The 6,048-nt window shown below is 65.0% G+C and carries 6 protein-coding genes; 2 read left to right on the top strand and 4 right to left on the bottom strand.

Going from position 1 to position 6,048, the window contains the following annotated elements; translation table 11 throughout:
* The 4 genes from PLZ73_12540 to nadA all read right to left on the bottom strand — a co-directional run.
* The coding region (locus PLZ73_12540; GenBank protein ID HOO78701.1) for a hypothetical protein at positions 1–610 on the bottom strand (610 nt) is incomplete at its 3' end.
* A gap of 6 nt (positions 611–616) precedes the next feature.
* Positions 617–1,465, bottom strand: coding sequence for a carboxylating nicotinate-nucleotide diphosphorylase (nadC, locus tag PLZ73_12535; GenBank protein HOO78700.1), 849 nt, complete (start codon positions 1,463–1,465; stop codon positions 617–619).
* A 4-nt stretch (positions 1,466–1,469) separates the two neighbouring features.
* Positions 1,470–3,131 (bottom strand): L-aspartate oxidase, encoded by a 1,662-nt coding sequence (gene nadB / locus PLZ73_12530; GenBank protein HOO78699.1) that lies wholly within the window; start codon positions 3,129–3,131, stop codon positions 1,470–1,472.
* 7 nt (positions 3,132–3,138) lie between these two features.
* Positions 3,139–4,104, bottom strand: coding sequence for a quinolinate synthase NadA (gene nadA / locus PLZ73_12525; GenBank protein ID HOO78698.1), 966 nt, complete (start codon positions 4,102–4,104; stop codon positions 3,139–3,141).
* 359 nt (positions 4,105–4,463) lie between these two features.
* Between nadA and PLZ73_12520 the strand changes: the two genes are divergently transcribed.
* Both PLZ73_12520 and PLZ73_12515 read left to right on the top strand, forming a co-directional pair.
* A complete protein-coding gene (locus PLZ73_12520; GenBank protein HOO78697.1) occupies positions 4,464–5,537 on the top strand; it encodes a hypothetical protein in 1,074 nt (357 codons plus the stop codon).
* Between the two features lie 27 nt (positions 5,538–5,564).
* A partial coding sequence (locus PLZ73_12515; protein ID HOO78696.1) for an NAD(P)H-dependent oxidoreductase occupies positions 5,565–6,048 on the top strand: 484 nt, incomplete at its 3' end.

The raw sequence follows: 6,048 nt of genomic DNA, 5'->3' as shown, positions 1-6,048 counted from the left end.
TGGCCCGGCCCCGGGCGATCTCGTCCCGCACGAATTCCGGCGTGATTTCCCGGGGGATGGCGGAACCGCTCCCGGCCGTTGGACGGTCCCTTCCGGACTTCCGCATCCCCTGGTTTTCGCGGATGGCGACGAACTCCATTTCCGGGGTGACGACTCCCCGACGGGCCCAGTCCAGTTGGGTGATGTTCCGGCTGGATCGGCCGCGGAGGGGGCGCCGGCCGAAACCGGTTTCGGCGGAGCGCGCCGCCCCCGGATCTTCCTCGGTATCGTCGCGCTCCTCGATCCACGGCTTCCGGAGGAGAGGCAGGCCCCGGGCCGGGTCCGCTTCGATTTTCGGGTCCGTGTGGGGGCCGGAGGTGTCGTAAACCAGAATCGGCGGGTTCTTCTCCTTGCGCCGCGCGGGTTCTCCGTCCGCGCCGTAGACGGTCTCTCCCAGCCGGATCTCCCTCGTGGGGACCCGGATATCGGGTCGGGAGCCTCCGAGGTAGATTTTATGCGAGCGGGGAAAGGGGGCGATGCGCAGGCGCTCCACCTCCGGAGATTTCGGCTCCGGCGGGGGATCGACGGTTCCGGGCGCGGTGTCCGCGGTCTTTTCCGGGGGCCGTTCCATCCTCGCCTACTCCAGTATTTCCAGGTCCAGGCTGATATCCAGCGCCGGCGCGGAGTGGGTCAGGGCCCCGATCGAAACGACATCGACTCCGCTTTCGGCCGCCGCTCGAACGGTCCCCTCGGAGATGTTCCCGGAAGCCTCGACCAGCGCCCTTCCCGCGATCAAGACCACCATCCGCCGCATCGTTTCCGGGTTCATGTTGTCGAGCATGATGATGTCCGCTCCCGCGTCCAGCGCTTCCCGGACCTGCTCCTCGGTTTCGGCCTCGACTTCGACGGTCATGGTATGAGGGATAATCTCTCGGGCTTTTTTGACCGCTTCCCCGATCCCTCCCGCCGCGACGATATGGTTGTCCTTGATCAGGACCGCATCCGCCAGGGAGAATCGATGATTGTGGCCCCCCCCCGTCCTGACGGCGTATTTCTCCAGAAACCGCAAACCGGGGGTGGTTTTACGGGTATCGACGATCCGGGCGCCGGTGCCGCCGACGGCCGCCGCCATCTTAGCGGTCAGGGTGGCGATCCCCGAAAGCCGCTGCAGAAAGTTGAGGGCCAGGCGTTCGCCGGTGAGGATGCTCCGGGCGCGGCCCTTCACTTCCGCCAGGGCGTCTCCGGGTTCGAGACGCTCGCCGTCCCGGCGGATCGGGGAAACATCCAGGTCCCGATCGAGGGTCTTGAAAACCTCGGTCATCGCCGGGATCCCGCAGAGGATTCCGGGCTGCTTGGCGACGAAGATTCCCCGTCCGCGTTGCTGAGGGGAAACGGTGGAAATGGTGGTGAGGTCGCCGGGGCCGACGTCCTCGGCCAGCGCGGATTCGACGGCCCGTCGAAGCAGCAGGTGGTTCAATTCGTTCATGTTCTTATCCGTTCGTTTGCGGGGCGAGCGGGAGACGCGGCGAACGTTCTTCCCCGATTTCGAGGTAATCCACGCGGTCGCCCCGAAGTAAGATCCGTTTCCGCCAACCGGGGTCGGTTTGGGGAAAATCGCTGCGGTAGTGGCTGCCGCGGCTTTCCCGGCGGACGAGAGCAGCCCGCGTCATGAGGGTGGAGACGGTCCTGAGATTCTGAAGTTCCAGGCAGGCCGGGTCCAGGCAGGGAGAGGAGAGGGGATGTTCCCCTTCGTTCAGGAACCGCAGCGTTTCTTTCAGGCCGTTCTCCTCGCGAACGATCCCCATCCGCGCGGACATGCATTCGCGCAGGTCTTGCCGTTCCCGGGCGACGTTTTCGGAAGAGCATCCGGCCGGGACTTCCTCGACCAGGTCGGATTTCGCCGGTCTCGGTTCGATGTCCGGCTGGCGCCGCCCGAGGTACTCCGCGATCCGGCGCCCGAAGACCAGGCCTTCGAGCAGGGAATTGCTGGCCAGCCGGTTGGCTCCGTGAACGCCGGGGTCCGCGGTCTCGCCGCAGGCGTAGAGGCCGGGAATGGTGGTTTTCCCGTCCAGGTCGGTGAAAATTCCGCCCATCATATAGTGGGCGGCCGGCGCCACCGGAATATTCTCGGCGGTGATGTCGAGGCCGTATTGCAGGCAGGTTTCATAGATATTGGGAAACCGCAGGCGGATCTGCTCCGCCGAGAGCGCGCCCAGGTCCAGATAGACCCGATCCGAACCGGTTTTTTCCATTTCCCGGAGTATGGCCCGGGCGACGATATCGCGGGGCGCAAGTTCGGCCGACTGATGATATCGGGGCATGAAGCGCTCCCCCCGCACGTTCTTCAGGATTCCGCCTTCCCCCCTCACCGTCTCCGAAATCAGGAACGAGGGCGCCGGCGGCAGGAACAGGGCGGTGGGATGAAACTGGATGAACTCCATATTGGAAACGGCGGCGCCGGCCCGAAACGCCAGGGCGATGCCGTCGCCGGTGGCCACCGGGGGATTGGTGGTTGAAGCGTACACCTGGCCGCAGCCTCCGGTGCAGAGAATGACCGCCGGAGAGAAAAATCGTTCCAGAGCGCCGTCGGCGAGCAGGGCCAAAACGCCCCGGCAGCGGTCCCGGTGGAGCGTCAGGGAGATCGCCATGGTTTCTTCCATGATCTCGATTCGAGGATGTTCGATCGCCAGGCGGGTGAGGGCGCGGCTGATTTCCCGACCGGTGGCGTCACCGTCGGCATGGAGGATGCGTCGGCGCGAATGCGCTGCTTCCTTGGTCAGAGCCGGCTCTCCCTCGAAGAGATCGAAGGGGACCCCCAGACCGATCAGTTCCTTGACCCGTTCGGGACCCTCGTGGACCAGGATGGAGACCGCTTCGGGGAGGCACAGACCCACGCCCACCTTGATGGTGTCGGCGTAGTGGAGGTCGGGGGAGTCCTGGGGGTCGATGGCCGCCGCGATTCCCCCCTGGGCGTAGGTGGTGTTGCTTTCTTCCAGGCGATCCTTGGTCAGCAGCGTCACCTCCGCGCGTTGGGCCAGTTTCAGGGCGGTATACAGGCCGGCGATCCCGCTTCCCACGATCAGGAAGGGAACGTCTCGCTCGCCGCGGATCCGTCCGCTCTCCTCTGCCGGTCCTGTGTCCGCGCCCATCATTCCCGCCTCATCCCGCCTCGAGCATCCGCTCCAGAGCCGTTCTTGCCCGGTCCGCAATCGGGTCCGGTACGGTTATGTCCGTCTGCATGGTCTTCAACGACTCCGCCACCGTTTTCAGGCTGATCTGTTTCATAGTGGGGCAGAAAAGCCCCGGATATGGCAAATATATTTTCTTGTCGGGGTGAGCCCGGCGTAGTCCGGGGATGACGCCCATCTCCGTTCCGATAATGAAGGCCGGGGCCGGGGAAGCGCCCACCCTGGCCAGAATCTGGGCGGTGCTGCCGACGAAGTCCGCCAGTTCCACCACCTCCGGGCGGCACTCCGGATGGACCAGCACCTCGGCGTCCGGTAGTTTGCGGAGGGCTTCCCGGATATGTTCCGGCAGGACCCGATGGTGCGTCAGGCAATAGCCGGGCCAGAGGTGGAACAGCTTGTCCGGGAAACGCGCGGCGACGAACCTTCCCAGGTTCTGGTCCGGTAAAAAGATGATTTCATCCTCGTCCAGGGAGGCCACCACCCGGACGGCATTGGAGGAGGTACAGCAGATATCCGCTTCGGCCTTGACCGCGGCCGAGGAGTTGATATAGGCGACCACGGCCGCGCGGGGATATCGCTTTCGCCAGGCTCTGACTTCGCCGGGTTCGGCGAAGTCGGCCAGGGGACACCCGGCCCGCGGGGCGGGGAGAAGGATGCGTTTGCGCGGGGAAAGAATCTTGGCGCTTTCGGCCATGAACCGCACCCCGCAGAAAACGATGGTGTCGCAGTCGCTCTCCGCCGCCCGGCGGCTCAGGGCCAGGGAATCGCCGACCAGGTCCGCGATTTCCTGGACCTCGTCCAGCTGGTAGTTATGGGCGAGAATCAGGGCCCCGCGTTTGGTTTTCCACTCGCGGATTTCTTCCCCGATCGCGGCCGTTTCCGGAGCCGGGGGCTCTCCCCGCTTTTCCGGGCCTTTACCGCCGTCGGCCCCGTTCATCGTTCAACCTCGGTTGAGAAGAAAAAAGCAGCTGCATTGTCTTTCCGTGCTTTCGCCGTTGCCGCTACGGTCCCGTGAGGGTCGGCAGGAGCCTGGCTGCAAGCACAGGAGCTTGCCGGCGCCGGCTTGACGGGCCTTGGTGCCGTCGGCCGCCGGGACGGATTGCTGGAAAACTATAGCGCATCCGTCCCGGGGAGGGAAGCGGTCAAATCGCCCGGGCCCGGCGAGGAAAAACGGCGATGTAGACGCCCGCTCCGGCGGCAGACGAATCAATTCTCAAAACCGGAGCCGAAAACGGGTATACTGTTAGCATCCGGTCCGTCGGCGGGCCGGAATGGCCGGAAGCGAAGGAGGTTCCCTTGCGGGTTCGGGGTCAGGTCGGGCGGTTGTTCTTGGCGCTCCTGTTCGGGTTGGGCTGGGCCGCGGTCCCGGCCCCGGCGAAGGTAGTGACCGTCATGACCGCCAATCTGCCCTGCGGCGGTTGGCCCAACGAGTTCTACTACCCGCAGAGCAGCCGCATCTTCCGGGGTCTGAAGCCCGACATCGCCTTCATCCAGGAATTCAACGTGCCCGCGCCGCTGTCGCACCGAGACTACGTCGACGAGGCCTTCGGTGAAAATTTTCACCTGTACGTGGGCAGCGGGTCCATCCCCAACGCCATCGTCAGCCGCTGGTCGCTGCAGACCTGGGGGGAGTGGCCCGACCCCGAGGTCGCGGGCAGCCGCAGCTACGTATGGGCGGTGATCGACATCCCCGGAGAACCCGACCTTCAGGGGGTCTGCGTTCATCTCAAGTCGTCGTCCGGCCCGAGCAACCGGAGCATGCGCCTGCGGGAGGCCGCCGCCGTCAGGGACCACGTCCGCCGTAACTTCGATCCCGACGGGTACATCGTCGTGGCCGGCGACCTGAACACGTACCCCAGTCCGGCGGAACCGTGTTTGAACATCTTCCGTTCTTTTCTCAGTACCGACCGCCACAAACCCGCCGACCGCCTGGGCCATTATTTCACCAACGCCACCAACCCCCGCCGCTACCAGTACGATTGGATCATGCCCAACCGGAACCTGGACCAGTACCACACCACCCTCTACGTGGGCGCCAAAGACCGGGCTTACCCCCAGGGGATCGTCTTCGACAGCCGCGTTTTCTGGGACGTAAGCGAGGTTCCTCCCATCGAAGAAAACGATTCCTATCCCGGCGGCGTTCACCACATGGCCGTGATGAAGGCTTTCGATCTGCCCATCCCCGCCACCCCCGTTTCGACGCCGACCCCGGTCCCGACTCCTTCCGCCGCCCCGACGGCGCCTCCTTCCCCGAGCCCCTCACCGCCTCCTACGGCCACTCCGACCGTTTCGCCCTCTCCGCTTCCCCTCCCCGATGTTTCGGAGCTGTTCTGGTTCGGGACGTTTCCCCGGGAAGCAACGTCCCGGTAAAGGGCGCCGGGTCTTAGCTGAGCAATTATGAAAGTATCGGTCATTCTCGCCCACCCGGACCGGGGCAGTTTCAACCATGCCCTGGCGGCGGCCGCCGTCGAGACCTTGAAAAAAAACCGCCACGAGGTTCGGTACCACGATTTATACGAGGAAGGGTTCGACCCGCGGCTTCCCGCCCGGGAGATTTCCAGGGAAGCGCCGCTTCCTCCCGAGGTCGAGCGGCACTGCGCCGAACTGGCCGAGGCGGACGGAATCGTCGTTGTACACCCCAACTGGTGGGGCCAGCCCCCGGCCGTTTTGAAAGGGTGGGTGGACCGGGTAGTCCGCCCCGGCGTCGCCTATGAGTTTCTGGAAGGCGACGGCGGGGAAGGGGTCCCCCGAGGCCTCCTCCGGGCCCGGGCGGCCGTGGTTTTTAACACTTCCGACACCCCCCCCGAGCGGGAACTGCGGGCGTTCGGGGATCCTCTGGAGACGATCTGGAAAAACTGCATCTTCGGTCTGTGCGGGGTGG

It is taken from the genome of bacterium, assembly GCA_035380285.1.
Taxonomy (GTDB): domain Bacteria; phylum Auribacterota; class Erginobacteria; order Erginobacterales; family DAOSXE01; genus DAOSXE01.
The sequence above is the reverse complement of the archived record's forward strand: the minus strand, read 5'-3'. Positions and strand labels throughout refer to the sequence as shown.